Source organism: Sphingomonas jejuensis, assembly GCF_011927695.1.
Taxonomy (GTDB): domain Bacteria; phylum Pseudomonadota; class Alphaproteobacteria; order Sphingomonadales; family Sphingomonadaceae; genus Sphingomonas_K; species Sphingomonas_K jejuensis.
Genome location: NZ_JAATJE010000001.1, coordinates 1 through 26,768 on the forward strand (window position 1 = coordinate 1; position 26,768 = coordinate 26,768).

The following is a 26,768-nucleotide window of genomic DNA, read 5'->3' on the forward strand; positions in this document are numbered from 1 at the left end:
GCGCGAACGGCGCGCCCGTCATACCCGTCACGCTGCTCGACAAAGGGGTCCCTTTTGCACGCCGATAGGGGGTCCTTTTTGGACGCCGATTGACAATGGTCGGCTCTAGAACGTGCGTCACTCAGCTGGATCAGTTATGTCCGGGCCTTGATGGGCGCAGGACTTTGTATACCCCGGTCGAGGAGGTTAAAGATTACCGCTTCTTCTTGCTGCCGGAAGCTCGCGATGTTGATCGCGTTGAGATGAGCAGGATCCGCACTCAGCTATGCTGACCACTTTAAAGCATAAGTGTGTTGTTCATAGTTGAGCGAAATAAGATGTACCGCTCTACGAGCCGCCTATCATCCAAGTTGTCGCGAGTCTGATAAAGGCGGCTAACTAAGTCTGGAGCCGCCTCCTCAAGCTCATTAGATTGCATTAGGATCTAACGGTTGGGGAGCGGGCCGAATTTCAAGAGGATCAAACCCATCAGGTAAACTTCTTGCGAGAGCGGCTGGCAGGATCCTGCCGTGTTTGTTGGCAGCTGCTATAACTTCCGGGGCGGCACGGACTTGATCCGCGGTCGGACCCGTAAGCAGTTCTAGCGGAGTTCCGCGTCGCGGGCCCGGAGCTTGAACAAAGCGCAAAGCCCAATCCCGCGTGACCACATCCTCAAGACGTGCGACGATGAGCGCTTGTGCGGCCGCGGTATCACCTCTGCAGAGATGGAGGTTCAGCGCAGAGCCAGGCATCACGTTCGCCGCCAGCAGAACTTCGGCGGCAGGTAGCCGAGCGTCCTCCATCTGAGCTGTTCGCGAGTATGCACAAGCCAGCGCTGACCGCACAGCTATAAGCGGAGAGCGGTTGATTGACGGTCCAAGCGCCTCTGCTGCACGCAGGAAGCGGTCTGCAGATGAGATCACTTCAGGCCAGTTTGCCTGCTCCATGGCCAAAGATACGAAAGCCGCATCAATGTTCAGCGAATTACCACCGGCATCCTCCGGGTAAGCCGCTGCAACTTTCTCCAACAATCGATAAGCGTCCTCATGTCTGCCCACCACTATCATTGAGCGAGCAACCACCGGCGCGAGGAATTCCATACCATCCTGCGGTGCACCGACTCGTACTTCGTCGAAGAGCGGCAGAAACAGCTCAACAACGGCAGCATCGGCTCTGAGAAGTGACAAACGGCGTGCATACTCGGTGGCTGTGTTTAGGTCTCCTGCTGCAACCCAGTCGCCCCGCAGCTCTTCTAAGTAACGCCTAGACACCGGATCGAAGTCCGTTCCACCCCACTCAGCGATCCTAGGCCAAAGATCTTCATAGCGCCGATCGACGAAAAGAACTTCTAGATCAGCAGGATTGCTAATCAGCGCAATTCCTCGCAGGGCTTCCTCGAGTTGTTGATTTTGAACAGCTTCTCGTGTTCGGGCAAGCGCAGCATGCGAGCGGGCAGAAGCCAATGCGGTGCTGAACCCGATCTCTGCCATGCGCGCGCTGAGTCGATCCCCGCGCGTTCGATCGCCGTTTTCGTAGAGCCGCCCTATAAGGGCGTCGAGCATGTAAGGATCGGTGCCGCGTGCTAACTCTGGCGAGGTCACACTTGCCTGCATCCAGAGGTCGGCACCTCTCTGAGGAGCGCCCGTGAAGGTGAAGATGCCACTTGCAATGAGCTGAGGAACGGGGTGATTTGGCAATAACCGAAGCCCCTCGTTAATAGCGGCTACTGCCTGGGCCGACCTGTTCTGAGCGTGCAAGGCGCCTGCACGCACCGATTGAATCATTCCCCGGAGCGGCGTTGGTCTTGGAAGCTTGATCAGGACAGCATCCAAGCGAGCAAGATCCGGGCTTCGAGATGATACCGCGGCGCTGGCTTCTTCAAGAACCTTGAGATCATCAGGATCGGTCGTCATGGCAAGGGGGCTCGCCACTTGCGCTTGGGCCGGTGGATTAACTGATATGAGCGCAAATAAAGCAAACGCGATTCTCATAAGTCTCCCCTGATGCTTTGCATTTTCCGCGTGTGACGGCCACTTTAGCTAAACCTTGCAGTTCGAGCCATTTGCGTCCAGCGGCTAAATTTCTGGTCAGCATTCGCTTTTCAAAGCCCGCCAAGCTGCAGCCTGGTACTAAAATGCTCCAAAGAACCGATCGGACGATTGTGGTGGTCGGCTGCCGAGCGCGATCCAACGACCTTGCTAAGCTGCGCCCTCTTTGTAGAGGACGCAATACATGCGGCATGTCCGTGGTTGGCTGGTAGCTGACGTCGAAGCTGGTCAGCTGCGAATGTCCGCTCCTGAGCCTAAGCGGACATGCAGCCCGCGCCGCAACGCCCGCAATACAGCCGCTCAACACCATTCCACCTGCTTCATCGGCTGAGGCAGGCGGGCAGGTGATCCTTTCGGCGGAGCCTCCGCTCCTGCGCCACCGCCCGCTCCACGCTGCTACCGCTCAACGCCCTTGGCCTTGCCCCACGCCCGCGCCGCCGTGTAGCCGAGGTAGCCGGTCGCAAAGAGCGCGTAGAGCGGCTCGGGCAGTCCGTTCAGATACGCGCTCATCCCGCGCGCGATCGCGTCTGCCGCCTGCGGTCGCACCGCTGCGATCAGGCCCATCGGGATCGCCCACAGCAGCAGCGCATACATGACATAGAGGAAGCTCGGCCGCGCGCGGCTCGTCCACGGGTCGGCCGACGCCGCTTCGGCCAGGATTGCGGACATCTGCACGCGGATCGCCTCCAGCTCCTGCCCGCCCTCCATGCGGATCAGCTCCAGCTTCGCCGCGTCGCGTGCCGCCGGATCGGGCACCACCTTGTCGATGATGCGCGCCAGTGGGCCGATGATGCCGTCGATGATGCTCATGCGCGCTCTCCCTTAACCGATCCGGTTCGCAAGCCAGCCATAGAGGAAGGCTTCGTTGGCCGGTCGCTGCTCCGCCAGGCGGACGTAGCGGGCCCCCTGCAGCGCATCGATCGCCTTCAGCAGCACCGCTTCCCCCGCGCGTCCCCGGACCCGCAGGAAGCCGTCGAGCGCGCCCAGCGTCGCCGGTCCGATCGCGCCGTCCACCGCGATGTCGGCGAAGTCCCGCTGCTGCCGGTTCAGCGCGTTCAGCGCCCGCTGCAGGAAGCGGACGGCGATGCCCGTGCCCATGTTGACGCCGGTGCCGAACATCTCCGACGCGATTGCCGGCGCGCGGGTGGCGACAGCGTCCAGGCGCGGCCGCTCCCAATAGATCCGGCGGTAGATCGCGGCCGCCCGCGCCTGCGGCATCCGCGCCATTGCGCCCTGCCAGCCATGCGCGCGCGCCACCCGCTCGGTGATGCCCCACATCGTCGCCCCGCCGCGATCCGCCGGGTGATCGACGAACCCGCCCTCCCGCTCGATCAGTGCCTCGATCAACTCCGCCACGTCCGCCATGCCTGCCTCCCGCCACGGCTGCCTACTAACCAAAAAGGTTCGCTGTAGGAAAGCGCTTTCTGGCGGGGCGGCCGGTCGCAGCGTCAACTTGGCGCTCACCCCCACTCGCTCCGCCGCACCCCGCGGAGCCGACGGCACGGGTCGGACGTTTCCTTGCCCCTGGACTATCTGATCGGAGATACCCGATGCGTCTGTTCCTCATCCTCGCCGCCACCGCCACCGTCGCCAGCCCCGCGCTCGCCAGCGACCGCCGCGACACCCACTGGCTCGACTACCGGACGGACATCGCGGAAGCGCGGCGCGAACTCGCCAGCGACCTCCGCCGCGCCGACACCCGCCAGGACCGCAACGAGGCCTATGCCGAGTACCGCCGCGAACTCGCCGACGCTCGGCGCGACTATAATCAGGAGGTCCGCGAACGCCGCGGCCGTCGCGGCACCGTCCGCGTCGAGGACTGAGCGCGGCTGGCCCCGGCCCGCTCGCCGTGCGACACGGTGAGCGGGAGAAGGGGGGCACCGGCGTGACGTCAGACCTGTTCGCCTGCATCGAGGCGGGTGGCACCAAATTCATGCTCGGCGTGGCACGCGGCGACCGCCGCATGCTGCGCCAGCATCGTCTGCCGACAACGGCTCCTGAGGAGACGATCGCCACCGCCATTGCCTTCTTCGCCACCGCCGAGGCGGAGCTGGGCCGCTTCGCTGCCGTCGGCATCGGCACCTTCGGCCCCGCTGACGTCGATCCGACCTCACCCGGCTGGGGCCGCATCGTCGACACCCCGAAGCCGGGCTGGAGCGGGACCGATCTCGCGGCACCCTTCGCCGCCCGCTTCCGCTGCCCGGTCGGCTTCGACACGGACGTCAACGCCGCCATCCTCGCCGAACATCGCTGGGGCGCCGCGGCAGGAGCCGATGTCGCCACCTATGTGACGGTCGGAACCGGGATCGGCGGTGGCGTGATCGTCGGCGGCATGGTGATCCACGGCCTGCGCCATCCGGAGATGGGCCACGGCAGCCCTGTCCGCCACCCGCGCGATCCGGAGTTTGCCGGTGTCTGCCCCTTCCACGGTGCCTGTCTGGAAGGGCTGGCGAGCGGACCCGCCATCCAGGCGCGCTGGGGATCGCCCCTGTCCGACTTGCCCGATGGTCATGAGGCGCACGAAATCATCGCCTTCTACCTCGCGCAGCTCGTGCTGTGGCAGCAGGCGATCCTCTCCCCCTCCCGCGTCGTCTTCGGCGGCGGCGTGCTTGCCACGCCAGGCCTGGTGGCGCGCATCCGCGCTGCGGCCGACCGCGCGGCCGCCGGCTACTTCGGTGTCGACCGGCTGGGCTATGATGCCCTCATCGTGCCGTCCGCACTGGGCGGAGAGGCCGGCCTGCTCGGCGCACTCGCCCTGGCCATGGCGGCCCGCTGATGCCCCAACCGCTCACGCTCGACACGTTCCTGCCCTATCGGCTGTCCTTCACGTCCAACCTCGTGAGCGCGCGGATCGCGGCGATTTACGAATCGCTGTTCGGCCTCTCCATCCCTGAATGGCGCCTCGTGGCGGTCTTGGCGGAGGCCGACGGCATCACCCAGGCCGCCGTCGGCATGCGGACCCGGATGGACAAGGTGACGGTCAGCCGCGCCGCCCTCTCCCTGACCGCGCGCGGGCTTGTCGCCAAGAGCCGGCACAGCGACGACGGTCGCGCACGCCTCCTCCACCTCACCGCAGCCGGGCGGGCCCTTTATGATGCTGTTGCGCCCAAGGCGCTGGCGCTGGAGGCTGAGATCTTCGGCAGCTTTTCGGCTGACGACCTCGCGCATTTCCAAGCGATGCTCCGCCGCATCGATGCCGCCGTGCTCGACCTGCCCGTCGGTGATGAGTTGCCCAAGCCCGCCGCTGCGGACTAGGCGCGACCGTTCCACCACGTCGAGGTGTCGCCATCGATCCGCGCCTTCCCGAACTGATCGCTCCCACGCTCAGCGCGCTCGACATGGTCGGGATGGCGGTGTTCGCCGCGTCGGGAGCGCTGGCGGCCGCGCGCGCGGGTCAGACGATCGTCACCTTCACCTTCTTTGCACTGATCACGGGTGTCGGCGGCGGCACGGTGCGCGACCTGCTGATCGGCGCGCCGGTCTTCTGGATCGGGAACCCGCGCTACCCGCTCGTGTGCATCGGCACCGCGCTGCTGATCTGGGTAACGCCGGCACGCTGGTGGCGCCGCGAACGGGCGCTCGACTGGTTCGATGCGGTCGGGCTCGCGGCCTATGCCGTGTTCGGGGCCGCCAAGTCGCTCAGCCTTGGCGTGCCACCCTTTACCTCGGCGCTGATGGGCGTGGTCACGGCATGCGTGGGCGGCATCATCCGCGACGTGCTGGCGGGGGAACCATCCATCCTCATGCGGCCGCAGCTCTACGTTACGGCGGCGGCGCTCGCCTCCGGGCTGTTCGTCCTGCTCGACGTGGTCGGCCTCTCCGGCGCGGCCGCGGCACTTCCCGCCGCCGGCGCAGGCTTCGCCCTGCGCGCGGTGGCGGTCAGCCGTGGGCTGGCGCTGCCCGGCTACCCGCCCGACCGGGATTGATCGCGCACGTCACCGCGCCAGCCACCGGAGCATGACCTCGCCGAGCGACGCTGTCTCCCGGGTGGAGAGTTTCGGAACGCTGCCAGCCATCGCCGCGCACTCGATGCACCGTGCCTGGATGGCGCTGCCCGACACCAGCAGCCGCGCTTCCGCCACGCTGGCCAGTGCCAGTCTCTGCTGCCGCGCGACGAGGCGGGTCAGTGCGTCGGTCGCGTCGGTCTCATCCTCGTTGCGCCGCTCGAAGCCGGCGAGCGCCTGCTCCCATGCGGTCGGCTGTCGCTCGAGATAGACAGCATGGATTGCCTGAGGATCGACCTTCGCAAGGCGCGCGGCCTCGGCCATTGCCTGATCGATCCCGCCGAACGCGTCGACCAGACCCAGCTGGCGCGCGCTGCCACCGTCCCAGACGCGGCCTTCCGCGATCTCTGCAACGCGCGCGGGCGGGAGCCGGCGCGCCTGCGCCACGATCCCGATGAACCGGCCGTAGATGTCCTCGACCCCCGACTGCATCAGCTGGTCGAAGGCGGGATTGGTGCCGCCGAAGATGTCTGGCTGCCCGGACAGCGGCGTCGTCGCGATGCCATCGCTCGTCACACCGATCTTCGACAGTGCGCCTTCGATCGTGGGAATGACCCCGAAGACGCCGATCGATCCGGTGATCGTCGCGGGCTCGGCAAAGACGCGCTGGGCTGCCGTCGACACCCAGTATCCGCCGGACGCCGCCACCGAACCCATGGAGGCGACCACCGGGATGTTCTGCCGGCGCGCCTCCAGCAACGCCTGCCGGATGCGCTCGGATGCAAGCGCGGAACCACCGGGCGAATCGATGCGAAGCACGATTGCCCGAACGCTCTTCGCGCGAACCGCCTCCAGGATGTAACGCGCGACCGAGTCGCCTCCCGCCGTGCCCGGATCCGCCTGACCATCGATGATTGTGCCCGCGACCGTCGCGATCCCGATCGGCGCGCCCGCGGTCGGAAGGGGGTGGGCTGCAACCCAGTCACGGTACGGGATGGCCGCAAACCGATCGATGCCCCGCGTCCGACCCGTTCCGGCCAGCTCGGCCACGCGGGCGCCGAACTGCACGCGATCGCCAAGCCTGTCGACCAGACCGCGCGCGACGGCTGCCTCTGCGAGCGTGCCGGGGCCGGCCAGCGCGGCCGTCGGGTTCGCCGCGACAGCCGCGATCTGCGCCTTCGGACGCGCGGCGCTCACGTCGGCGAGCCAGGCTTGCCACAGCGCGCCTGCGAGCGCTTCGTTCGCCCGTCGCGCCTCCGGCGACTGATCGGCCCTCAGAAACGGCTCAACCGCCGACTTGAACGTCCCCACGCGATAGATGTGGGCGGTGATCCCCAGCCGGTCGATCAGCCCCTTGAAGTATAGCTGCGAACCGCCGGGTCCGGCGATCGCCGCCAGACCCATGGGATCCATCCAGACCTCGCTCGCGTGCGCCGCGAGCTGGTAGCTGTCATCGGTGTAGCCGGTGGCGTAGGCGAGCACCGGCTTGCCTGCGCGACGCGCGCGGTCAAGCGCGTCGCCCACGGTCTGCAGTGCCACCTGGCCCCCGCCCGTGAACCGGTCTAGGTCGAGGACGATCGCCTTCACGCGCGCATCGGGGATCGCGCTGTCGATGGAACGAACGACCTCGCTCAGCCGGTATTCGCGGGTCGGTGCTCCGCCGGAGAGGATCGCAACCGGGTCGCTGGGCGCCGGTTGCTCGACGATGCCGCCGTTGAAATCCAGCAACAGCGCTCCGGGCACGATCGCGCGGTTCGGCGTGGCCTGCAGCGCAGCCCAGACCAGCGCGAAGAACAGCAGCAGGAAGAGGAGAACAAGCGCATCCTTGATCCCGACCAGAAGTCGCCACGCGCCCCGCACAAATGACATTCGATCATCCTTCCAGCTTGCCCAAGGGCTACTGTGTGCTCCTCGCCCTGTAAATCGCCCGTCACGCCGCCTTCCTGAACCCTAGCTGCAAAAAGGTTCCCTGGCGCTGCTTGACGCTTCAGGAGGCGGTTCGCATATGGCTGGCGCTGGCACTCGCCGAACGTGAGTGCCAACAACGATTTTGCTGCTTTCATCGAAGAGGATGGACCGAATGAACTTTCGTCCGCTGCACGACCGCGTGCTCGTCCGCCGTGTCGAGGCCGAAGAGAAGACCTCCGGCGGGATCATCATTCCCGACAGCGCCAAGGAAAAGCCGCAAGAGGGCGAGATCGTCGCAGCCGGCACCGGCGCCCGCGACGACTCCGGCAATGTTCACCCGCTGGAGGTGAAGGCCGGCGACCGCATCCTGTTCGGCAAGTGGTCGGGCACCGAGGTGAAGCTCAACGGCGAAGACCTGCTCATCATGAAGGAAAGCGACATTCTCGGCATCGTCGGCTGACGATCCGCGACCATCGCCATTCTTCTCCAATCACAATCTCTGAAAGGGTAGCCACATGGCAGCCAAGGACGTGAAATTCTCGCGCGACGCTCGTGAGCGCATTCTGCGCGGCGTCGACATCCTCGCCGACGCGGTGAAGGTGACGCTGGGGCCGAAGGGTCGCAACGTCGTGATCGACAAGAGCTTCGGCGCACCGCGCATCACCAAGGACGGCGTTACCGTCGCCAAGGAGATCGAGCTCAAGGACAAGTTCGAGAACATGGGCGCGCAGATGCTGCGCGAGGTGGCCTCGAAGACCAACGACAACGCCGGCGACGGCACCACCACGGCCACCGTGCTCGCCCAGGCGATCGTGCGCGAGGGCATGAAGTCGGTGGCTGCCGGCATGAACCCGATGGATCTGAAGCGCGGCATCGACCAGGCGGTCGAGAAGGTCGTGGCTGACGTCCAGGCGCGTTCGAAGCCGGTCAGCGGCTCCAACGAGGTGGCACAGGTCGGCATCATCTCCGCCAACGGCGACCGTGAAGTCGGCGAGAAGATCGCCGAGGCCATGGACAAGGTCGGCAAGGAAGGGGTCATCACCGTCGAGGAGGCCAAGGGCCTCGAGTTCGAGCTCGATGTCGTCGAGGGCATGCAGTTCGACCGCGGCTATCTGTCGCCCTACTTCATCACCAACCCGGAGAAGATGCAGGTCGAGCTCGCTGACCCGTATATCCTGATCCACGAGAAGAAGCTGTCGAACCTGCAGTCGATGCTTCCGATCCTGGAGGCGGTTGTGCAGTCGGGCCGTCCGCTCCTGATCATCGCCGAGGACATCGAGGGTGAGGCTCTGGCCACGCTTGTCGTCAACAAGCTGCGCGGCGGCCTGAAGGTCGCGGCGGTCAAGGCCCCGGGCTTCGGCGATCGTCGCAAGGCGATGCTTGAGGACATCGCAATCCTCACCAAGGGTGAGGTCGTGTCCGAAGATCTCGGCATCAAGCTCGAGTCCGTGACGCTTGGCATGCTCGGCACCGCCAAGCGCGTGTCGATCGACAAGGACAACACCACCATCGTCGACGGTGCGGGTGACGAGGGCGCGATCAAGGGCCGGGTCGATGCGATCCGTCAGCAGATCGAGCAGACCACGTCGGACTATGATCGTGAGAAGCTGCAGGAGCGGCTGGCCAAGCTGGCCGGCGGCGTCGCCGTCATCAAGGTCGGCGGTGCGACCGAGGTTGAGGTCAAGGAGCGCAAGGACCGCGTCGACGACGCGCTGCACGCGACCCGCGCGGCTGTCGAAGAGGGCATTGTCCCCGGCGGCGGCACGGCGCTGCTCTATGCCACCAAGGCGCTTGACGGCCTGACCGGTGCCAACGACGACCAGACCCGCGGGATCGACATCGTTCGCCGCGCGCTGACCGCGCTGGTCCGCCAGATCGCCACCAACGCCGGCCACGACGGTGCGGTGGTCTCGGGCAAGCTGCTTGATCAGACGGACACCTCGTTCGGCTTCAACGCAGCCACCGACACCTACGAGAACCTGGTGTCCGCCGGCGTGATCGATCCGACCAAGGTGGTTCGCACCGCGCTGCAGAACGCGGCGTCGGTCGCCGGCCTGCTCATCACCACCGAAGCAACCGTGGCGGAGCTGCCGGAAGACAAGGCGGCACCGGCGATGCCGGGCGGCGGCATGGGCGGCATGGGCGGCATGGATTTCTGATCCGGCCTCGGCGCGGCCTCGCCGCGCCGACGACCCACCGTCCCGGTCAACGGGGACGAACAGAAAAGGGCCGGGGAGCGATCCCCGGCCCTTTTTGATTCTCGGCAATGACCGATCCGGCACGTGGGCCGGATCAGCTTGTGCTTCAGTCGCGAACGCTCTGGCCCGCGTCGATCAGCGCGTTGCCGGTCGCGTCGGCGGCATCATCGGCAGCGTTGCCGATCGCGGCACCGGCATTGTCCAGCGAGCGCTCGGCATCGTCCAGCGCGTTGTCGGTCGCGGCCTGGATGTCGTCGGTTGCGGCGTCGACGTCGGCTGCGGCCTCGTCCGTTGCTGCGGCGGTGTCGTTGGCTGCGCTGTCGGCGGTCGCTTCGGCGGCATCCTGCGTGCGCTCGGAGCAGGCGCCCAGGCCGAGCGCGGCGATGGCGAGGATCGGAGCAGCAGCGAACTTGATCATGGTAATCCCTCCTTGAACGGCCGAGGTTCGGCGGCGGCGAATGTCTACACCATTTCGCCGACGCATCGAAACGGGCGATCCTGACCTAGGTTCCTTGACCACATATAAAGATATCTTTATATCCGCTTCGGTGACCCAGTTGCTCGACATGTTCCGCGCGCTCGCCGATCCCACGCGGATCCGGCTCGTGGCGCTCCTGCGGCGCATGGAGCTGTCGGTTGGCGAACTGGCGCAGATCCTGGGTCAAAGCCAGCCGCGCGTCTCCCGCCATGTCCGCATCCTGTGCGACGCCGGCCTTGCCGAGCGGCGCAAGGAAGGCAGCTGGGTGTTCCTGAAGCTTGCCGGCGACGAGACGAGCGCCCCCTTGATCATGGCGGTCGGCTCTGCCGATGCCGACGTGCTCGTCCTTGACAGGGAGCGGCTCGACGCCGTCGTCAGCGAACGCGCGGCCGCCGCCGATCGCTACTTCGAGGCGCATGCCGAGGAGTGGGACGCCATCCGGTCGCTTCATGTCGCGGATTCCGAGGTCGAAGCCGCCATCGCCGGCGCGTTGGGCGAGGATGGGCTTGGCCGGCTGGTTGATCTCGGCACGGGGACCGGCCGCATGCTTGAGCTGTTCGGCGGTCGCGCCGTGCACGCGATCGGCATCGATCGCAGCCCGGAGATGCTGCGGCTGGCGCGGGCGAAGCTGGCCGCCGCCGATCTGCCGCCAACGGAACTCAGGCAGGGTGATCTCCAGGCGCTGCCCTTGACCGGCGGAAGCGCGGACACGGTGATCCTGCACCAGGTCCTCCATTTCATGCAGCAGCCGGGCGCCGCGGTGTCCGAGGCTGCGCGCCTCCTCGCAACCGGTGGGCGCATGCTGATCGTCGATTTCGACAGCCACGATCGCGAGGATCTTCGCGACCGCGATCAGCATGTCCGCCTTGGCTTTTCGGACGATCAGATCGCGGTCTGGATGCAGGCGGCCGGCCTGACGCTCGATCGTGTCGAGCGGCTCGAAGGCGGCGAACTGACAGTGAAGCTGTGGAGCGCATCCCGCCCCGGCGGCATCAAGGAGAAGGCGGCATGATCCTGTCCCTCGACCAGCTGAACGAAGCGCGCACCGCAACGGACGCGCCGCTCTATGCCGATCTCGCAGGCGATGCGGAGGTGTCGTTCGAGTTCTTCCCGCCCAAGACGGCGAAGATGGAAGAGGTTCTGTGGGACGCGGTGCAGACGCTCGCGCCCCTGGCCCCCCGCTTCGTCTCGGTCACCTATGGCGCGGGCGGCTCCACGCGGGAGCGGACCCACGCCACCGTGACGCGCATCCAGCGCGAGACACCGCTGTCGGCCGCCGCCCATCTCACCTGCGTCGAAGCCAGCCGTGGTGAGATCGACGAGATCGCGGACGAATATTGGGCTGCAGGCGTCCGCCACATCGTTGCCCTGCGCGGCGATCCGCCGGTTGCCGGCGAAGCCTTTCGCCCTCACCCGGACGGCTATGCGAGCGCGGCGGACCTCGTTGCCGGGCTGCGCGCGCGCCATCCGTTCGACATCTCGGTTGCGGCCTATCCGGAAGCGCATCCGGAGGCCGCCAGTCTTGCCCACGACATCGATAATCTGAAGCGTAAGCTCGACGCCGGTGCCAGCCGCGCGATTACGCAGTTCTTCTTCGCGCCGGAGACATTCTTCCGGTTTCGCGATGCCGCGGCGGCGGCCGGCATCGATCAGGAGATCGTGCCCGGCATCCTGCCCGTGTCCAACGTCGCCCAGACGCGCAAGTTCGCCGGCATGTGCGGGGCCGAGATCCCCAGCTGGATGGACCGCCTGTTCGAAGGGCTCGACGATCAGCCCGCCGCCCGTCAGCTTGTGGCGGCCACGATCGCGGCGGAGATGTGCCGCCGGCTTTATGCGGGCGGTGTCCGCCACTTCCACTTCTACACGCTTAATCGTGCGGAACTGAGCTTTGCCATCTGTCACCTGCTCGGCCTGCGCGCGCGTCCGGTTGCCAAGGCCGCCGCGGCCTGATCGGCACCGCGGCGAACGGGCACGCCGCACTCACCGCAATCTGCTCGGGCTGGGCAGGGCCGGGTCCGCTCGGCTATGATCGGCTGATGCATCTGCTTGCCTGGATCCTCCGTTTGCTCGGCGTCATGGCTCTGGTGCCGGCCATGCCGCTGGCGGCCCAGAACACGCCCAACATCCGCGCCGAGCTTGTCGCGGAGAGCATGAGCCCGCGCGCTGGCGCGCCCGTTTCGCTCGCCTTCGTGATGACGCCGGCTTCGGGCTGGCACGGCTACTGGAAGAACCCGGGCGACGCCGGCATCGAGACCAGCGTGCGGTGGACCCTGCCGCCGGGGGTCACCGCCGGCCCGCTCGGCTATCAGGTGCCTGAGCGGCTCCTGCTCGCCGGGCTGATGCAATATGTCTACGAAGGCGCCTATGCGCACCCGCTCGACCTGCAGGTGCCTGCCGGCCTCGCCCCGGGAACGCGCCTGCCGATCCGCGCCGATCTCGACTGGCTGGAATGCACGCGGGAGGTATGCGTGCCGGCAAAGGCGAGCCTCTCCATCGACCTGACCGTCGGCGACGGTCAGGTCGATGCGTCCGACCGCGCACGGTTCGATGCCATTCGCGCGCGCCTGCCGCGCCCGCTCGGGGCAGAGGCCCGCTTTGCGGCTGCCGGTGATCGGTTCAGGATCGCGGTGCCGTTGCCGGCATCGCTGTCGGTATCAGACGCCTATTTCTATCCGCTGACGGACGGCGTGATCGATTATGCCGCGGCACAGCAGGTCACGCGCGATGGCGATCGACTGGTGGTCGAAACCGCGTCTCGCGCGGGCGCAGCAGGGGTCCAGACGCTCGACGGCGTCCTCGCGCTTGATGGTGGGCGCGGCTTCTCGCTCTCGGCACGCCCCGGCGCCGTCCCGTCGGGAGGAGAGCCCCTCTCGCAGGTCGATGCAGCAGGCGCCATGTCGGCCGGACTGTTCCTGACCGCGTTTGGCGGGGCGCTGCTCGGCGGCCTTCTCCTGAACATCATGCCCTGCGTCTTCCCGATCCTCAGCCTCAAGGCGTTGAGCCTCGCGCGGTCGGGGGAGAGTGCGGCCGCGGCCCGGCGCGATGCGCTTGCCTACACGGCTGGTGTGGTGGGTGTCTGCCTGCTGCTGGGCGGCGTTCTCATGGCCTTGCGGGCCGGCGGCGCCGCCGCCGGATGGGCGTTCCAGCTCCAGGATCCGCGCGTCATGGCAGTGCTTCTGCTCGTGGTGCTGGCTGTCGCCCTCAACCTCGCTGGCTTGTTCGAACTGCCGGCCCTCGCGTCGGGCGGCCGGCTGGCGGGGCAGGGCGGGGCCGGGGGAGCCTTCTGGACGGGCGTGCTTGCGGCGTTCGTCGCAACCCCCTGCACGGGGCCGTTCATGGGCGTCGCGCTCGGCACGGCCGTGCTGCTGCCGCTGCCTGCGGCGATGGCGGTGTTTGCTGGCCTGGGCCTTGGCCTGGCCTTGCCCTTCCTGCTCATCGGCTTTGTCCCGGCGCTCCGCCACCGGCTTCCGCGGCCCGGCCCGTGGATGGGCCGGCTTCGCCGCATCCTTTCCGTTCCCATGTTCCTGACTGCGCTGGCGATCGCGTGGATCCTCGGTCGGCAGGCCGGTGCCGACGGCATGACAATCGGGCTTGGGGCCGCGCTGCTGCTGGCGCTGGGGCTGTGGTGGAGCGGGCGGCGCCAGGTCGCGGGCCGCGGCATCTGGCCTGTGGCGATGCCTGCAGCCTTGGCCGCCCTCGTGCTCGCTTTGCTGGTGCAGCCGGCACCGCGCGATGCGGCGAGCGCCGCGACCGGTATTGCCGGCGCGGAGCCCTTTTCCGAAGCCCGGCTGGCGGCGTTGCGGGCGGAAGGCCGGCCCGTATTCGCCTATTTCACGGCGGATTGGTGCATCACCTGCAAGGTGAACGAGCGCACGGCCATCGACCGGGCGGAGGTCGCGCAGGCGTTCCGGCAGGGCAATGTCGCGGTGCTGGTTGGCGACTGGACGGACGGCGATCCTGCGCTTGGGCGCTTCCTGAGCGCGCATGGACGATCGGGTGTTCCGCTCTACCTGTGGTACCCTGTGGGCAGCGAGGCGCCCGAGGTCCTCCCGCAGGTGCTTACCCCGACCCGAGTCGCCGGGTTGGTGAATGGATGATCGAAAGGAGACGCTGATGACATCTTCGTCCTGGATCGGTGCCGGCATCGCGGCCGTGGCGATCGCGGCGGTGGCGGTTCCCGTCGCCGCGCAGCAGCGGACGGGCGCCTTTGCCCGCGACTTCCGCTTGAACGATGCACAGGGGCAGGTCGTGACCTTGTCCCAGTATCGCGGACGCCCGGTCGTGCTTGAATGGACAAACGCGGACTGCCCGTTCGTCCGCAAGCACTATGAGAGCGGCAACATGCAGCGCACCCAGGCGGAGGCGATCCGCGGCGGGGCGGTGTGGCTCACCATCAACTCGGGCGCCCCCGGCAAGCAGGGCCATGTCGATGGCGCAGGCGCCCGCGCGGTGATGACGCGGTGGAACAGCGCGCCGACCGCCTATCTCCTCGATCCGCGCGGCATTGTCGGTCGTGGCTATGATGCGCGGACCACTCCGCACCTTTACGTGATCGATGGCACAGGGCGCCTCGTCTACCAGGGGGGCATCGACGATCGACCCACGGCGAACCAGGCCGACATTCAGGGCGCGCGCAATCATGTGCTCGCCGCGCTGGAGGAGGTTCGCGCCGGGCGCCCGGTTTCGGTGCCGGAGGCGCGTCCCTACGGCTGCACGGTCAAGTACGCGGACAGCTGATCGAGCGGCTACCGGCGGGTGAGGCTCTGCGCCTTCCCGTCGGTGGTCAGCGTCAGCCGGCCGCCGTCGACCTGATCGATCCGGCTGATTATGGCCGGCTCCGCCGCCATCTCCTCGCCGAGCTGGATCGACAGGCGGCGCAGCTCGCCGTCCTCATGCTCGGGCGTCACGCTGACGGCGCTGTAGTCGCGCGTCAGCTGGTCGCCCTGGCGCTGCCAGCGGCCGTTTCCGTCGATGGCGAAGCCCATCCCCTCGGACGGCAGTTCAGGGCCGTAGATGATCAGCCGGGCAAGATAGCGGAAGCTGCCATCCCCGTTGAAGCGGATGCGCTCGTCGCTCGTTCGCGTGCGCAGCCCTTCACCCGAGAAATCGACGGGAGCATCTCCGGTCCACAGGCCGACCAGCGGCTCCGCCGCGGTTCCGGTGGCCTGAGCGCCCGCCGGCGCGTCGGCGGCGTTGCCGGTTGCCGCGTCGTCGGCGGCCCCGCCGCAGGCGGTCAGTGCCAGCGCCGACAATGCCGTCCCGATCCAGATCCTCATGATGCTCTCCCTGCTGGCAGATGGAGCGCTCCGGGAAGGCTCCGGTTCCTCAGCGTCGCCGCGTCAGCGGGAAACGGTCGAGCACCGGATCCGGATTGCCGCCGGAGTCGCGCAGCAACAGCCCCGCATTGCCCTGATCGAGCAGGGTGGGGTGGCCACCGCCTTCCGGATCGAGCCGGATCACGCCGGGGCCAAAGCGATCATCGATGCTCGCCGTGCCGGTCTCCACCACCGCCGGTCGTCCGTCGCGATAGTCGCGGCTGAGGCGGTACCGCCCCATGCCGGGTTCGGGCCCCTCGAAGGTCAGCACCGTCTCCACACCCGGGCAGTCGGCACAGGGCAGCAGCCCGGCGAAAACGGCCCCCGACAGGCGCACCTCGGCCGGACGGCGGCAGGCGGTCACCGTGCGCCGGATCGCCGGGCCGCCCGGCACCGACAGCGCCGGCTCCGATCCGGCCGCGATCAGGAAGCGTGACGCCGCCTGCCCCAACCCGTCGAACAGCGGATCGGCCAGCAGCAGTTCGCCCTCCAGCCCGCCCGGCACCGGCGTCGCCTCGATCAACCGCTCCTCGCCGCCGACGGCGACCACCAGCCGCGTGTCGGGCGCGGCCGAGGCCGTGGCATAGCGCAGCCGCATCAGCTGTCCCTCCCGGTCGCAGGTCAGCGCCAGCGTCGGCTGCCCTGCGCTCGCGCCGTAGAGCGCGGTGGGCGCCGCGCTCGTCCCGCCATAGCTCCACGCCATCGGCCGGTCGGACACCACCTCCGGGCGCTCCGCCACCGGGGTTGCGTCCGATCCGTTCTCCGGCTCGCTGACGGTCACGAGCCCGCAGCCGCCCACCGCCAGCGCCGCCGCCAGGATCGCCAGCCGCATCACCGCCGCACGAACCGCCGGCGGCCGCCGACCCATGTTTCGGCCACTCTCATCGCCCTGATCTCGGCCGGCGAGGCCTCCAGCGGATCGCCGTCGATCAGCACGAAGTCGGCCTGCATGCCCGGCGCCAAGCGGCCGAGCCGGTCCTCGGCAAAGCCGGCAAAGGCCCCGCCGGTGGTGAAGCCCGCCAGCGCCTGCTCGCGCGTGACCTTTTCCTGCGGCTGCCACCCGCCGGCCGGCTGGCCGTCCGATCCTTCGCGGCTGATCGCGGCGGCGAACCCGGCAAGCGGATCCGCGCTCTCCACCGGCACGTCGGACCCGAAGGCGAGCCGCCCGCCGTCGCGCAGCACCGTGGCCCAGGCATAGGCGCCGCTCAGCCGCTCCGGCCCCAGCCGCGCCTCCGCCATCTGGCGGTCGCTCACCTGGTGGATCGGCTGCATCGATGCGATGGTGCCGTGCTGCGCCAGCCGCGGCAGGTCGGCCGGGCTCAGCACCTGCGCATGCTCCACCCGCCAGCGGCGGTCTCCGCCCGGATAGCTCTCGGCAAGCTCGGCGATGGCATCCAGCACCTGCCGATTGGCCCGATCGCCGATCGCGTGGATGGCGACCTGGAACCCGTCCATGGTCGCCCGGCTCATCAGGTTCCTGAGGCGCGTGTCCTCGATCAGCGACAGACCCGACGTGTTCGGCGCGTCATGATAGGGTGCGATCAGCCATGCCCCGCGCGATCCCAGCGCACCGTCGGCATAGATCTTGACGCCCAGCATCCGCAGCCGGTCGCCATACAGCCACGGCGTCGGCCGCGGCCCGGCGATGGTCAGCATCTCGGGCACGGAGCTGGCGTAGGACAGGATCCGCACGCCCAGCCGGTCCTCGTCGCCCGCGCGCCGGAAGGTCATCCAGTCATCAAGGCTGGTTCCCATGTCGGCGATCGTGGTGATGCCCAGCCGAAGCAGGATGTCCTGCGCCCGCGCCAGCGCTGCGTCGCGGTCCTTGGGGGAGGGGACGGGCACCACCCGCTGCACCAGCTCGGCCGCCGCATCCACGAAGATGCCGTTTGGCGCACGTCCTGTCTTCTCGATGCGGCCGCCCGCCGGCGCCTCCGTCTGCTCGGTGATGCCGGCCGCGCGCATCGCCGCGCTGTTCGCCCAGCCCGCATGGCCGTCCACCCGCTCCAGCCAGACCGGCCGGTCCGCCACGACCTGGTCGAGGTCGGCGGCCGTCGGGAAGCGTCCCAGGCCCCAGCTCTCCTGGTTCCAGCCGCGCCCGATGATCCACGGCCGCTGCGGGTTCGCCGCGGCATAGTCCGCGATCAGCCGCTGCGCCTCCGCCAGCGTTCGCGCCGGCGTCAGGTCCAGCGTGAGCGCGGAAAAGCCCAGACCCATCACATGCCCGTGCGCATCGATGAAGCCCGGCATCAGCGTGCGGCCGCGCGCGTCCAGGCGGGTGTCCGGGCGCTCCGGCCGCCGATCCCCGCGCTCCAGCAGGCGTTCGACCTTGCCCTCGTCGTCGATCACCAGGCCGGTGAATCGCACCACGCGGCCGCGCGCGTCGAGCGTGATGCCGTTTACATTGTCGATCAGCTGCTCGGCAGCGGCGGGGGAGGCGATCGCTGCCAGGGCGATGGCGGCGCACAGAAGGGCGGAACGCATGGCCCGGGATTAGCGGCAGTTCCGATCCCACGCCAGATGGGGTAGCGGGTGGGGATGGCCACCCAGCTTCAGCCCGCCGACGACATCGTCACCATCGACGACATCCGCGCCGCCGCCGCGCGCCTCCACGGGCAGATCGTGCGCACGCCCACGCTGCGCAGCCAGACACTGTCGGCGCTGACCGGCGCGGAGGTGTGGCTGAAGTTCGAGAACCACCAGTTCACCGCCGCCTACAAGGAGCGCGGCGCGCTCAACACGCTGCTGACGATGGATCCGGCCGCGCGGGCAAAGGGCGTCATCGCCGCGTCCGCCGGCAACCATGCGCAGGGGCTTGCCTATCACGGCCACCGCCTCGGCATTCCGGTCACCATCGTCATGCCCACCTCCACCCCGATCGTGAAGGTGATGCAGACCGAAAGCCACCAGGCGACGGTGGTACTTGAGGGCGAGACCTTCGACCAGGCCTATGCGCATGCCCGCCTGCTGGAGGCGGAGCGCGGGCTCACCTTCGTGCATCCCTTCGACCAGCCGTCGATCATCGCGGGGCAGGGCACGGTCGCACTGGAGATGCTGGCGGAGGCGCCCGACCTCGACACCCTGGTGGTGCCGATCGGCGGCGGCGGTCTTCTGTCGGGCATGGGCACCGCTGCACGCGCGATCCGGCCGGACATCCGGCTGGTCGGCGTTCAGGCCGCCCTGTTCCCGTCCATGTACGCGCAGTTGAAGGGCGTCGACCTGCCGTGCGGAGGCGATTCGCTGGCAGAGGGCATCGCGGTGAAGGAGCCCGGGCATCTCACCCGTCGCCTCGTCGCCGATCTGGTTGATGAGATCCTGCTCGTCGGGGAAGGGCAGCTGGAACAGGCGGTCAGCCTGCTGCTCCAGATCGAAAAAACCGTGGTGGAGGGTGCGGGCGCGGCCGGGCTCGCCGCGCTGCTCGCGCACAGGGATCGCTTCGCCGGTGCGAAGGTCGGGCTCGTGCTGTGCGGCGGCAATATCGACACGCGCCTGCTCGCCAACGTCCTGCTGCGCGATCTCGCCCGGTCCGGCCGCCTCGCGCGACTGCAGATCGCGCTCGCCGACCGTCCGGGGGCACTCTACAAGGCGCTCGGCATTCTTGACGCACTGCAAGTCAACATCGTCGAGATCTATCACCAGCGCGTCTTCACCAGCCTGCCGGCGAAGGGTCTTTTTGCCGAAATCGAGGTGGAGACCCGCAACCGCGACCATCTCGACCGGCTGATCGCCGCGCTCCGTCATGCCGGCTACAATGTCGACACGGTGGAGGCTCTGGCCGCGGATTAAGCGGCTGTTCAAGCTTATTGGTTTTACGCATTCTGCGTGCCGTCAGATTCGATAGCGCGGTGAGGAAGGAACGATCGTCAGGTGAGCGCGCCATTCCGCTTCCCGCGCTTCTTCGTCACCAGTCCGGCGCCCTGTCCCTATCTGCCCGGGCGGACGGAACGGAAGGTCTTTACCGAACTGTCCGGCCCGCATGCGGCGGAGCTGAACGACGCGCTCGGCCGCATCGGCTTCCGCCGCTCGCAAAGCGTGGCCTACCGACCCAGCTGCACCGACTGTCAGGCCTGTGTTTCGGTCCGCATCGTGGTGGAGGATTTCCGCCCCAACGCCACTCAGCGCAAGCTCCTGAAGCGCCACGCTGATCTCGATGTCTCGGTGTGTCGGCCCTGGTCGACCGCGGAACAGTTCACGCTGCTGCGTCGCTATCTCGCTGCCCGCCATCCCGGTGGCGGCATGGCCGATATGGATGCGATGGATTATGCCGACATGGTCGAACAGACCCCCGTCGACACCCATGTCATCGAATATCGGGAGCCCGGCGAGGGCGATCGGCCCGGCCGGCTCGTTGGTGCCTGCCTGACCGATCGGCAGGTCGACGGCCTGTCGATGATCTACAGCTTCTATGAGCCCGACGTTGCCGTGCGCCCCGGCATGGGCAACCTCATCATCCTCGATCACATCACCCGCGCGCTGCAGGCCGGGCTGCCCTATGTCTATCTCGGCTACTGGGTCGCTGGCTCGCGCTCCATGCAGTACAAGACGCGCTTCCAGCCGATCGAGCGGCTGCTTCCCGGCGGATGGCGCCGGTTCGACCCGGACGCCTGATCCCACCCGCGAAAGTCCGAGCAGAGGAACGTCGTGACCCGGTCGCGGCGCGGCGCCTTTCATCAACGCTGCGTTTGCTCAGCGTCTAACGGCGCGCAAGAAAATGGGGCCGGAGCAAGGGGAACACTCCGGCCCCGTCCAGGGGAGCTTATGGGGGGGGGGAAGCGGGCCGCCGGTCAGGCGACTTCGCGCGCGCTCACATCCTCGGGATCGCGCAGCACATAGCCGCGGCCCCAGACCGTCTCGATGTAGTTGTCGCCACCGCAGGCAGACGACAGCTTCTTCCTCAGCTTGCAGATGAACACGTCGATGATCTTCAGCTCGGGCTCGTCCATCCCGCCATAGAGATGGTTCAGGAACATCTCCTTGGTCAGCGTCGTCCCCTTGCGGAGCGACAGGAGCTCGAGCATCGCATATTCCTTGCCGGTCAGGTGGACGCGGGCGCCCTCGACCTCGACCGTCTTGGCGTCCAGGTTCACCGCCAGCTTGCCCGTGCGGATCACCGACTGGCTGTGGCCCTTGGACCGGCGGACGACGGCATGGATGCGCGCCACCAGTTCGTCGCGATGGAAGGGCTTTGTGACATAATCGTCGGCGCCGAAGCCGAACGACCGGATCTTCGATTCCATGGCGCCTTCGCCGGACAGCACCAGCACCGGCGTCTGCACCTTGGACGTGCGAAGCTTCTTCAGCACGTCGTACCCGGTCATGTCCGGCAGGTTCAGGTCCAGGCAGATGATGTCGTAGTCATAAAGCTTGCCGAGGTCCAAACCCTCCTCGCCAAGGTCGGTTGTGTAGACGTTGAAGCCTTCACCCGACAGCATCAGCTCGATCGCCTTGGCGGTCGTCGGCTCGTCCTCGATCAGCAAAACGCGCATTGATTCTCGACCCCCGTTCACGTCGCTGGCCGCTCGGAAGTTAGGCGGCCTTGACTGATGTCAGGCATTAACCACGCCGTCTCTGAACGTAAAAGGTTAACGACGCGTAAATCCCGCGTTTCGGAACTGTTAGCCGCCGAAACGTTGCGTGAGAAAGGTGAGGAGAGCGCCGATCCTGGCCGGCCGCAGCCGGCCGGGCGGCGTCACCAGGTGCAGTGATACCGCAGGCGGAACCCAGTCTGGCATAACTTCAATCAATCGCCCGGCAGTCAGGTCCGAATCGACGATGAAATCGGGCAGGACGGCGATGCCCAGTCCCGCCCGCAGCGCCGGCAGCATCGCTTCGCCGCTGCCGGTCGTCATGCGCGTCCGGGGGCGGCCGATCGCCTCCACCCCCGCGCGGCTCCGCAGCCGCCATTCGCCCGGTCGCTCTGCGTTGGCGTAGCAGAGCCCGTCATGGTCCTGCAGGTCGGTCGGGTGGGTGGGCGTGCCCGCCGCCGCAAGATAGGCGGGGCTCGCGACGATCTTCACCGCCACGCCCTTCAGCCGGCGGGCGATCAGGCTGCTGTCGGGCAGGTTGCCGATCCGCAGCGCCGCGTCATGCCCCTCCGCGATCAGGTCGACGCGCGCATCGCTCAGGTCCAGCCTCACGGTCACGGCCGGATGCAGCGCCATGAAATCGGCCACGGCCGGCGCGACATGCTGGATGCCGAACGTCATCGGCGCGGCCAGCCGGATCGGCCCGCCGATCTGGTCCTGCTCCTCGCAGGCCGCTTCCTCGGCCGCGCTCGCCTCCGCCAACATCCGGGCGGCATGCGGCACCAGGCGCTGCCCGGCTTCCGTCAGCGTCAGCGTGCGCGACGTGCGGTGGAACAGCCCTGCCGACAGCCGCGCCTCCAGCCGCGTGATCGCCTTCGACACGGTGCCCTTGGACATCCCCATGGCCGCCGCCGCGGCCGTGAAGGAACGGTGCTCCACCACGCGGGCGAAGATCGCCCAGGCTTCCAGGTCGGGCAGGTTCGGCAACGATGCGTTTCCGTCGTTTCCATTTAACGCGTGATCGCCTGGGCCTATCTCCGTGGCCAAGGCGGTGCAAGCAGCACCGCGGGAGGTTGGGCACATGGTGGACATCAGACGCTTCGACACGCTCGGCCACGCCGATCACGGCTGGCTCGACGCCCGGCATCATTTCTCTTTCGCGAACTATCATGATCCCGCCCGCATGGGCTGGGGCGCGATTCGGGTGTGGAACGACGACCGCATCGCGCCGCGCTCCGGCTTTCCGCCGCACCCGCACCGCGACATGGAGATCATCACCTATGTCCGCTCGGGCGCGATCAGCCACAAGGACTCGATGGGCAACAGCGGACGCACCGGTGCCGGCGACGTGCAGGTGATGAGCGCGGGATCCGGCGTCACCCACGCCGAATATAATCTGGAGGACGAAGAGACCTCGATCTTCCAGATCTGGATCCTGCCGCGCACCGCCGGCGGCCAGCCCAATTGGGGCGCGCGCCCGTTTCCGAAGGGCGACCGCTCCGGCCGTCTCGTCACCCTCGCCAGCGGCTTTGAGGAGGATCTGGCGGGCGACGGAGCCGCCCTCCCGATCCGCGCCGATGCCCGCGTGATGGGCGCGACGCTGAAGGCGGGCGAAAGCCTCGACTATGCCGTCGCCGCCGGCCGCCACGCCTATCTGGTGCCGGCCACCGGCGCGCTCGACATCGACGGCGCGTCCGTCGCCACCCGCGACGGCGTGGCCCTTTCCGGTGGCCGGGACGTTCGCATCACCGCCACCGAGGACGCCGAGATCGTCCTTGTCGACTCACAGTAACGAACAGGAGCCCCGCGACATGGCCAAGATCCTCGTCCTTTATTACTCGTCCTACGGTCACATCGAACAGATGGCCGATGCCGTCGCGGAGGGTGCACGCGCCGCCGGCGCCGAGGTGGACATCCGCCGCGTCGCGGAGACGGCCCCGGCCGAGGTGGTGAAGGCCGCCCACTTCAAGACCGACACCGCGCATCCTGAAATCGAAAGCCCCGACGCGCTCACCGCCTATGACGCGATCATCGTCGGCGCGCCCACCCGCTATGGCCGCATGCCCAGCCAGATGGCAGCCTTCTGGGACACCACCGGCGGCGTCTGGGCCAAGGGCGGTCTGGTCGGCAAGGTTGGCGGCGCCTTCACCTCCACCGCCACCCAGCATGGCGGGCAGGAGACCACGCTGTTCTCGACCATCACCAACCTTCTTCACCACGGCCTGATCATCGTCGGGCTCGACTATGGCTTTGAAGGGCATCAGGGCGTCACCGAGGTCGCCGGCAACACGCCCTATGGCGCCTCCACCATCGCCGATGGCGACGGCAGCCGCCAGCCGAGCGAGAAGGAACTCGCCGGCGCCCGCTATCAGGGCGGCAAGATCGCGCAGGTCGCCGCCAAGCTGTTCGGCTGAGGCCGACACCGCCCGCCCGGATTGATCCCCCTCCTGATCCGGGCGGGCACCCCTCCAGCTCTCGATCGCCGGCCCGCGCTTGGCACCACCCGTCATCGGTGCCACAGCCCCGGGATGCTCTCCGACCGCGTCCTCTTCATCGATGCCGAGGCCCTGGTGGTCGACAAGCCCGCCGGGCTCCCAGTGGACCGCCCACGCGACGGATCGCTGTCGGTGGAGAACCACCTCGAAAGCCTCGCCTTCGGCTTCCGCCGCTGGCCGCAGCCCGTTCACCGCCTCGATCGCGACACGTCCGGCTGCCTGCTGCTCGCCCGCACGCCCAAGGCGCACAAGCGATTCCAGCAGAGTTGGGAGGCCGGTCTGGCGGAAAAGCGCTACCTCGCCGTGCTCGAGGGGATCCCCGCCGACGCATCCGGGCTGATCGACATGCCGCTGGGCAAGACCAGCACGCGCGAAGCCGGCTGGCGGATGGTGCCGGACCCAAAGGGCAAGCCCGCCCGCACCCGCTGGTCGGTGATCGCCACCGCCGGTCAACGCGCGCTGGTCGAGTTCCGCCCGGAAACCGGCCGCACCCACCAGCTCCGCGTCCATGCCGCCACCGGCATCGGCATGCCCATCGTCGGTGACCCGGTCTATGGGCGCAAGGGCCCTGCCATGCTCCTCCACGCCGCCGGCCTCACCCTGCCGCGCGAGAACAAGCCCGCGATCACGGCGGAGGCGCCGCTGCCGCCGGCTTTCGCCGCCGCCGGGTTCACGGGTAGCGGGTCCGATGCCGCCGGCTGATCCGCCGTCGATCCCGGAGGCGGCGCTGGAGGAACGTTTCCTCGCTGCATCCGGCCCCGGCGGACAGAACGTCAACAAGGTCGCGACCGCTGTCCAGATCCGCCTGGACGTCTTCGCGCTCCGCCTGCCGCCCGCCGTCTACGCCCGGCTAAAGACGCTCGCCGGCAGCCGCTGGACCGGGGAGGGCGAGATCGTGCTCACCGCCCGCACCCACCGCACGCGCGAAGCCAACCGCCAGGACGCCCGCACCCGGCTTGCCGAGCTGCTCGCCCAGGCCCACGACGCGCCTGCCCCCCGAGCCAAGTCCCGCCTCAACCGGGTCGGCAAGCAGGAACGCCTCGCCGGCAAGGCGATCCGCTCGGCCGTGAAGAAGGGCCGTGGGCGTATCCGCGACGAATAGCGCCGTAGATGTCCGCTCCTGGTGGGAAGCGGACCGGAAGCCTGCGATGGGTTCCAGCCTTGCTGCAGACGCTGTGATCCGTCCGCGAGCCAGCCTATACCGTCAGTCACAGACAGGAGCGTCCGATGCGTGCCCTCTCCATTGCAACGCTGTTGTCTTGCATCGCCATCGGCGCATCCGGCTCGATGGCTGCGTCCACGGAGTGGCCCATCGATGGGCGCTTCGATGTCGGTGGGCGCTCCATCCGGCTGTCGTGCGGGGGTGCAGGCGGGCCGGCGGTGGTGATCGATGCCGGAATGGGAACAGCCCCGGTCGAAGACGCGGGATGGCGGGCAATCGCGGCGCAGGTCGAGCCGGTAACCCGCGTCTGCCTGTATGATCGGGCAGGCCTGGGGCGGAGCGATCCGGCGGCGCCTGGTCCGCGCTCGAGTCTTGATGCCGCCCGCGACCTGCATGCCGCGTTGGGAACGGCAGGGGTGACGGGCCCTTACCTTCTTGTCGGCCATTCGGTGGGCGGACTGCATGCCCAGGTGTTCGCGGCGCGATATCCGGCTGACACGGCCGGGTTGGTGCTGGTGTCCACCACGCATCCCGATCAGTTTTCGACCTGGCTTGCGCTTCTGCCCCCATCCGCGCCGGGCGAAGAACCGGCGATCACCGAAGCACGATCGTTCCTGGTCGCGATGCAGACGGACCCCGGCAAGAACGAGGAGCGGCTCGATATGCATGCAAGCGCGGTGCAGGCCCGCCAGCTGACCTCGCTGGGCAACAAGCCGGTGATCGTGCTGACGCATAGTCCGCGCTTCCGCATGGTGCCCGGGCTGTCGGAACCGATCGCCGTCAGGCTGGAAGATGCCACGCAGCGGATGCAGCGCCAGTTCCTCTCGCTCTCGACCAACGCGCGCCAGAATGTCGCGGATCGGGCAGGCCACGGCCTGCCGCATGAAGCTCCTGCTTTTGTGGTCGAAGGCATCCTCCAGGGCGTTGCTGCTGTTCGAGAGCGTCCACGTTCCTGATGCCCCCGACGAACGGCGCTGGTCATATGCACGGCCTGACCGGCTTTTTATCTTACCTTGGTCTTGCGTCCCGGTTGCGAGCGGGCTGCGCCTTGCAGCTTTGAACCGCGCCGAGGCGTAAGCGGATGCCCGCTCCCTGGGCTGAAGCAGAATGTCCGCTCCTCGGCGCATATCGACGTCCGCACCTGTGCGGGGGTGAACATCTCACACCCATTTCCGGGCCGGCCTGAACCCCCACTGGACGCCCGCCGACACTCCCCCCATCTCCCGCCCATGTACCAGTTCGACATCACCGCCGCCGACAAGCCCGCGCTCTACCGCGATCTGCTGTCCGCCCTCGACGCACTCACCGCCGACGAGCCGGACGCTGTCGCCAACATGGCCAATGCCTCCGCGCTGCTGATGGAGTGGCTTCCCGACCTCAACTGGGCCGGCTTCTACCGGATGGTGGACGGCGACCTCGTGCTCGGCCCCTTCCAGGGCAAGGCCGCCTGCATCCGCATCGCGCTCGGCAAGGGCGTCTGCGGCACCGCCGCCGCCACCCGAACGGTGCAGCGCATCGCCGATGTGCATGCGTTTCCGGGGCACATCGCCTGCGACGCCGCCTCCGCGTCGGAACTGGTGGTGCCGCTGGAACATGGCGGGCGGCTGCTCGGCGTTCTTGATCTCGACAGCCCGACGCTCGATCGCTTCGATGCCGATGACGAGGCCGGCTGCGTTGCGCTGATGGCGCTGCTCGCCCCGCGTGTCGCCGGCTAGG

Annotated in this window: 28 protein-coding genes; 18 read left to right on the plus strand and 10 right to left on the minus strand. The window is 68.0% G+C overall.

The annotated features are described in order from the left end of the window. Positions 1-407: 407 nt before the first annotated feature. The 3 genes from GGR88_RS00005 to GGR88_RS00015 form a co-directional block, all read right to left on the minus strand. Entirely contained in the window at positions 408-1,892 is a 1,485-nt protein-coding gene (locus tag GGR88_RS00005; RefSeq protein ID WP_167951680.1) for a hypothetical protein, read from the minus strand. A gap of 531 nt (positions 1,893-2,423) precedes the next feature. Continuing rightward, a complete protein-coding gene (locus GGR88_RS00010; protein ID WP_167951682.1) occupies positions 2,424-2,837 on the minus strand; it encodes a holin family protein in 414 nt (137 codons plus the stop codon). 12 nt (positions 2,838-2,849) lie between these two features. Continuing rightward, positions 2,850-3,392 (minus strand): glycoside hydrolase family 108 protein, encoded by a 543-nt coding sequence (locus GGR88_RS00015; RefSeq protein WP_167951685.1) that lies wholly within the window; start codon positions 3,390-3,392, stop codon positions 2,850-2,852. Positions 3,393-3,577: 185 nt separating this feature from the next. Here GGR88_RS00015 and GGR88_RS00020 point away from each other — a divergent pair, with 185 nt between their 5' ends. The 4 genes from GGR88_RS00020 to GGR88_RS00035 all read left to right on the plus strand — a co-directional run bounded on the left by GGR88_RS00020 (position 3,578) and on the right by GGR88_RS00035 (position 5,953). Then, positions 3,578-3,850, plus strand: coding sequence for a hypothetical protein (locus GGR88_RS00020; RefSeq protein ID WP_167951687.1), 273 nt, complete (start codon positions 3,578-3,580; stop codon positions 3,848-3,850). A 62-nt stretch (positions 3,851-3,912) separates the two neighbouring features. Next, on the plus strand, positions 3,913-4,803 hold the full coding sequence (locus GGR88_RS00025; protein WP_167951689.1) for an ROK family protein: 891 nt from the start codon (positions 3,913-3,915) through the stop codon (positions 4,801-4,803). Next, positions 4,803-5,282 (plus strand): MarR family winged helix-turn-helix transcriptional regulator, encoded by a 480-nt coding sequence (locus tag GGR88_RS00030; protein ID WP_167951691.1) that lies wholly within the window; start codon positions 4,803-4,805, stop codon positions 5,280-5,282. Before GGR88_RS00025 ends, GGR88_RS00030 begins: the two co-directional genes overlap by 1 nt. Before the next feature lie 83 nt (positions 5,283-5,365). Then, positions 5,366-5,953, plus strand: a complete 588-nt coding sequence (locus tag GGR88_RS00035) for a trimeric intracellular cation channel family protein (protein WP_167951693.1) — start codon at positions 5,366-5,368, stop codon at positions 5,951-5,953. Positions 5,954-5,962: 9 nt separating this feature from the next. Here the strand turns inward: GGR88_RS00035 and sppA are convergent, their stop codons facing one another. Then, entirely contained in the window at positions 5,963-7,840 is a 1,878-nt protein-coding gene (gene sppA, locus GGR88_RS00040; protein ID WP_167951695.1) for a signal peptide peptidase SppA, read from the minus strand. 211 nt (positions 7,841-8,051) lie between these two features. On the opposite strand from sppA, the gene groES reads away from it, so the two are divergent. Further along, positions 8,052-8,339 carry a co-chaperone GroES gene (gene groES / locus GGR88_RS00045; protein WP_167951697.1) on the plus strand — a complete coding sequence of 96 codons (288 nt, stop codon included), beginning with the start codon at positions 8,052-8,054 and terminating at the stop codon, positions 8,337-8,339. A gap of 55 nt (positions 8,340-8,394) precedes the next feature. Beyond that, positions 8,395-10,038 carry a chaperonin GroEL gene (groL, locus tag GGR88_RS00050; RefSeq protein WP_167951699.1) on the plus strand — a complete coding sequence of 548 codons (1,644 nt, stop codon included), beginning with the start codon at positions 8,395-8,397 and terminating at the stop codon, positions 10,036-10,038. Between the two features lie 145 nt (positions 10,039-10,183). Here the strand turns inward: groL and GGR88_RS00055 are convergent, their stop codons facing one another. Next, a complete protein-coding gene (locus GGR88_RS00055) occupies positions 10,184-10,495 on the minus strand; it encodes a hypothetical protein (RefSeq protein WP_167951701.1) in 312 nt (103 codons plus the stop codon). A gap of 130 nt (positions 10,496-10,625) precedes the next feature. Between GGR88_RS00055 and GGR88_RS00060 the strand changes: the two genes are divergently transcribed. From GGR88_RS00060 to GGR88_RS00075, 4 genes are all read left to right on the plus strand, one after another. Continuing rightward, complete coding sequence (locus tag GGR88_RS00060; RefSeq protein WP_167951709.1) at positions 10,626-11,567, plus strand: metalloregulator ArsR/SmtB family transcription factor; 942 nt, start codon at positions 10,626-10,628, stop codon at positions 11,565-11,567. Continuing rightward, positions 11,564-12,505 carry a methylenetetrahydrofolate reductase gene (metF, locus tag GGR88_RS00065; RefSeq protein ID WP_167951718.1) on the plus strand — a complete coding sequence of 314 codons (942 nt, stop codon included), beginning with the start codon at positions 11,564-11,566 and terminating at the stop codon, positions 12,503-12,505. The genes GGR88_RS00060 and metF overlap by 4 nt, the downstream gene beginning before the upstream one ends. A gap of 86 nt (positions 12,506-12,591) precedes the next feature. Further along, positions 12,592-14,652, plus strand: a complete 2,061-nt coding sequence (locus tag GGR88_RS00070; RefSeq protein WP_167951720.1) for a protein-disulfide reductase DsbD family protein — start codon at positions 12,592-12,594, stop codon at positions 14,650-14,652. A gap of 16 nt (positions 14,653-14,668) precedes the next feature. Further along, positions 14,669-15,292: a redoxin domain-containing protein gene (locus GGR88_RS00075; RefSeq protein WP_167951722.1), complete on the plus strand. Its 624-nt coding sequence runs from the start codon at positions 14,669-14,671 to the stop codon at positions 15,290-15,292. An 8-nt stretch (positions 15,293-15,300) separates the two neighbouring features. Here GGR88_RS00075 and GGR88_RS00080 read toward each other — a convergent pair whose 3' ends face one another. The 3 genes from GGR88_RS00080 to GGR88_RS00090 are packed head-to-tail and all read right to left on the minus strand — an operon-like array spanning position 15,301 to position 18,354. Continuing rightward, a complete protein-coding gene (locus GGR88_RS00080; RefSeq protein WP_167951724.1) occupies positions 15,301-15,831 on the minus strand; it encodes a hypothetical protein in 531 nt (176 codons plus the stop codon). Between the two features lie 49 nt (positions 15,832-15,880). Next, a complete protein-coding gene (locus tag GGR88_RS00085) occupies positions 15,881-16,738 on the minus strand; it encodes a copper resistance protein NlpE N-terminal domain-containing protein (RefSeq protein ID WP_167951726.1) in 858 nt (285 codons plus the stop codon). Then, positions 16,702-18,354 carry an amidohydrolase gene (locus tag GGR88_RS00090; RefSeq protein ID WP_167951728.1) on the minus strand — a complete coding sequence of 551 codons (1,653 nt, stop codon included), beginning with the start codon at positions 18,352-18,354 and terminating at the stop codon, positions 16,702-16,704. The genes GGR88_RS00085 and GGR88_RS00090 overlap by 37 nt, the downstream gene beginning before the upstream one ends. A gap of 54 nt (positions 18,355-18,408) precedes the next feature. Between GGR88_RS00090 and GGR88_RS00095 the strand changes: the two genes are divergently transcribed. Both GGR88_RS00095 and GGR88_RS00100 read left to right on the plus strand, forming a co-directional pair. Further along, a complete protein-coding gene (locus tag GGR88_RS00095) occupies positions 18,409-19,656 on the plus strand; it encodes a threonine ammonia-lyase (protein ID WP_167951730.1) in 1,248 nt (415 codons plus the stop codon). Between the two features lie 81 nt (positions 19,657-19,737). Beyond that, positions 19,738-20,478: an arginyltransferase gene (locus tag GGR88_RS00100; protein WP_167951732.1), complete on the plus strand. Its 741-nt coding sequence runs from the start codon at positions 19,738-19,740 to the stop codon at positions 20,476-20,478. Between the two features lie 176 nt (positions 20,479-20,654). Here the strand turns inward: GGR88_RS00100 and ctrA are convergent, their stop codons facing one another. Both ctrA and GGR88_RS00110 read right to left on the minus strand, forming a co-directional pair. Then, positions 20,655-21,356 carry a response regulator transcription factor CtrA gene (ctrA, locus tag GGR88_RS00105; protein ID WP_167951734.1) on the minus strand — a complete coding sequence of 234 codons (702 nt, stop codon included), beginning with the start codon at positions 21,354-21,356 and terminating at the stop codon, positions 20,655-20,657. 129 nt (positions 21,357-21,485) lie between these two features. Continuing rightward, positions 21,486-22,382 (minus strand): LysR family transcriptional regulator, encoded by an 897-nt coding sequence (locus tag GGR88_RS00110; protein ID WP_245196395.1) that lies wholly within the window; start codon positions 22,380-22,382, stop codon positions 21,486-21,488. A gap of 94 nt (positions 22,383-22,476) precedes the next feature. On the opposite strand from GGR88_RS00110, the gene GGR88_RS00115 reads away from it, so the two are divergent. The 6 genes from GGR88_RS00115 to GGR88_RS00140 all read left to right on the plus strand — a co-directional run bounded on the left by GGR88_RS00115 (position 22,477) and on the right by GGR88_RS00140 (position 26,767). Then, positions 22,477-23,187, plus strand: coding sequence for a pirin family protein (locus tag GGR88_RS00115; protein WP_167951738.1), 711 nt, complete (start codon positions 22,477-22,479; stop codon positions 23,185-23,187). A gap of 19 nt (positions 23,188-23,206) precedes the next feature. After that, a complete protein-coding gene (gene wrbA, locus GGR88_RS00120; protein ID WP_167951740.1) occupies positions 23,207-23,809 on the plus strand; it encodes an NAD(P)H:quinone oxidoreductase in 603 nt (200 codons plus the stop codon). Between the two features lie 114 nt (positions 23,810-23,923). Then, the gene (locus GGR88_RS00125; protein ID WP_167951743.1) at positions 23,924-24,592 is read left to right on the plus strand and encodes an RluA family pseudouridine synthase; all 669 of its coding nucleotides are present in this window, start codon (positions 23,924-23,926) and stop codon (positions 24,590-24,592) included. Continuing rightward, entirely contained in the window at positions 24,579-24,992 is a 414-nt protein-coding gene (arfB, locus tag GGR88_RS00130; RefSeq protein ID WP_167951745.1) for an alternative ribosome rescue aminoacyl-tRNA hydrolase ArfB, read from the plus strand. Before GGR88_RS00125 ends, arfB begins: the two co-directional genes overlap by 14 nt. A gap of 125 nt (positions 24,993-25,117) precedes the next feature. Next, positions 25,118-26,008, plus strand: coding sequence for an alpha/beta fold hydrolase (locus tag GGR88_RS00135; RefSeq protein WP_167951747.1), 891 nt, complete (start codon positions 25,118-25,120; stop codon positions 26,006-26,008). 273 nt (positions 26,009-26,281) lie between these two features. Further along, positions 26,282-26,767, plus strand: coding sequence for a GAF domain-containing protein (locus GGR88_RS00140; protein WP_167951749.1), 486 nt, complete (start codon positions 26,282-26,284; stop codon positions 26,765-26,767). The last annotated feature ends 1 nt before the right edge of the window (position 26,768 follow it).